The 2,252-nt window shown below is 60.3% G+C and carries 3 protein-coding genes; all 3 read right to left on the bottom strand.

The genetic code is table 11. The features are described from left to right. The coding region (locus tag WBP53_RS12695) for a hypothetical protein (protein WP_423929475.1) at window positions 1-228 on the bottom strand (228 nt) is incomplete at its 3' end. 4 nt (window positions 229-232) lie between these two features. After that, window positions 233-1,408, bottom strand: a complete 1,176-nt coding sequence (locus tag WBP53_RS12690; RefSeq protein ID WP_423929473.1) for a S1 family peptidase — start codon at window positions 1,406-1,408, stop codon at window positions 233-235. Between the two features lie 5 nt (window positions 1,409-1,413). Next, window positions 1,414-2,252: DUF2235 domain-containing protein (locus tag WBP53_RS12685; protein ID WP_423929471.1), on the bottom strand; the 839-nt coding region annotated here is incomplete at its 5' end.

Raw genomic sequence — 2,252 nt, 5'->3', positions numbered from 1 at the left:
CTCCAGTGACTGGGAACCGGGTCCCGCAGGCGCCGGGAACTGCAACTGGAAGCGACCGGCTTCATCTGTCAGCACGTTTGCCTCGACCTCGGCGCCGAATGCGACTTGCACTTCGGCACCGGGTAGTGGCTCTTCGGTCGCGCCATCGATGACACTGCCTATCAGCACGGTCGCCGGCGCAGGCGAGTCGTCCCCGCACGCGGCGAGCAACGCCAACGCGATAGACAAACAACTATTGCGGCACCAGCTCGACATGAGCCTCCTCCAGTACGTGTGTTGCCGGCGACGACGGGCAACCCATCAGTTCGATTTTCCCTGACGCGGCATTCTCGAATCGCAAGCCGAGTTGCCAGGGTTCGCGTGATGCCATGTTTGACAGGCTGATGCCTGCCGCACCGCCCGGTGAAAGTACTTGTGATTCGGTATTGCCGCTTGCACGAGTGACATCCACAACCCGTGCTATTTTCCCATCCGGCGTAGTTCGTACATTGACTTGCAGCAGACAATCACGCGGGCGCAGCAGCGCCCAGGCTGCGCTTGCCATCACCGCGACCAGAAGCAAGGCGATTGCCGCACGACGGGTTCCGGTTGATATCCCGGAAATCCGCGTCGGCGTCGTCGGGTATGCATTTCGCCGCGTATCCAGTGCATCGCGAATATGCGTGGCGGCGATCGCGTTGCGCTGCATCGCCATGTCGTCTGCGGCGCGATGCAGGCCGACCAGGGCTCCCGAGGCATTGAAGATTCCGCCACCACTCATGCCCGGTCGTGTCTCGTCGACACCTGACAAGCTGAGCATGCCGGCTCCCGGCATTCGCTCCTGACTGAATGGTCCGGTGGCGAGATTTTCCACGATGCTGCCATTCACCCAGATGCTCGTGCCCGACGCATGTCGAGTCAGGCCAGCGCCGCCGGGATAGCCGACGATCCAGACAGAATCGTCTTCGTCAATCGCATCCCAGCGTACCGGACGACCCTGCTTCTGAAACGCCGGATCGTCAATTTCGAGCAAGACCCAGTCGTTCGGTGCATCGCGCAGATCGTCCGGCAATCCGTCAGGCCGACCACCACAAGGCGAAAGCGCACTCAGGCTTGCGCGGAAGATATCGGGATGATCGCCGCAGTGGCGCTTGTCCTTGTAGGTGCGCGTGTAACCCTGGCCGCGGCGCCAGCACAGGATTTCATCGTGGACCGCCCCGCCCCACTCGTTGGTACCGGCGACTTTCCGCCGTACAACGTGGGCACAGGTCAACAGGTAACGGCGAACTTTCTTGGGCTCTCCACGATGCTCGATTTCGACAAGCACGCCGCTGCCCATGGACGCTGCATCTTCCGATGCAAAGTCCTTGCTGGAAGCACAGCTTCGGGCCTCGATATACCAGACCCGCTGCCTGATGTCGGAAAGCACCCTTCTCACTGCTGGCGTCCGCGCTCTATCCTCGTTGTGTCGACAATGCGGGCCTTGCCGCTGTCGAGATACTGCTTGAGATTGTCCACCTGGTACTCGCACTTCGGATCGTTGGCACGATCAACGGCCGACTTGTGCACCGCTTCTCCATCCGCCTGATGCGTGCCAAGTTCGCGAATGTTCCGACCCATGACGCGATAGACCTTGGTCATTGAATCCTTCAGTTCCGAGTAGTACACCGGCGCGAAGAAATTGAGATACGCCGCATTGAACTTCAAGCCCAGCGCCTCCGCCTTCTCGATCATCCAGTGCAGTGCCTCGTTGGCCAGCCAATCAGGCGTGTAGCCACCGCCGATATTGCTGTGCACGCCGGCAAACCAGGCCTGTTCGAGCTGACCCTGCCAGTCGGCCGGCCGCTTCCAGAGATCGGGCGCGAACGGCTTGCGCTGCTCGTCGATGGCCAGGGCGTGAAAGGCATTCCGGATATACCGGTTCAGGGTGATGTCGTGGTACTTGTACTTGTTGCGATTGACCACACGCCCAAGAAACCCCGGCGCTCCAAGCGAGCCCACGGTATCCCAGACGCCGATCATGCGAATCGGCGGGCATTCACGACGAACCTTCACGTTGTGGAAGATCTGTTCCCAGCGCGCCGAACCGACCGTCTCGTTCGACTCGTAAGCCGCGTAGACATCGGGCACATAGTAATCGTCACCCTTGTCGAGCAAGCCTACGCGACTCATGAACCCGGCCAGCGTACGCACGGTAAACGCACCACGGCTGAAACCGAACAGATAAATTTCGTCACCTTCCTCGTAGTTGTAGCTGAGGAATCGGTAGATAT

It is taken from the genome of Dokdonella sp., from assembly GCF_049593775.1.
Classification (GTDB): domain Bacteria; phylum Pseudomonadota; class Gammaproteobacteria; order Xanthomonadales; family Rhodanobacteraceae; genus Dokdonella.
This window is presented reverse-complemented; position numbering and strand designations above follow the sequence as displayed.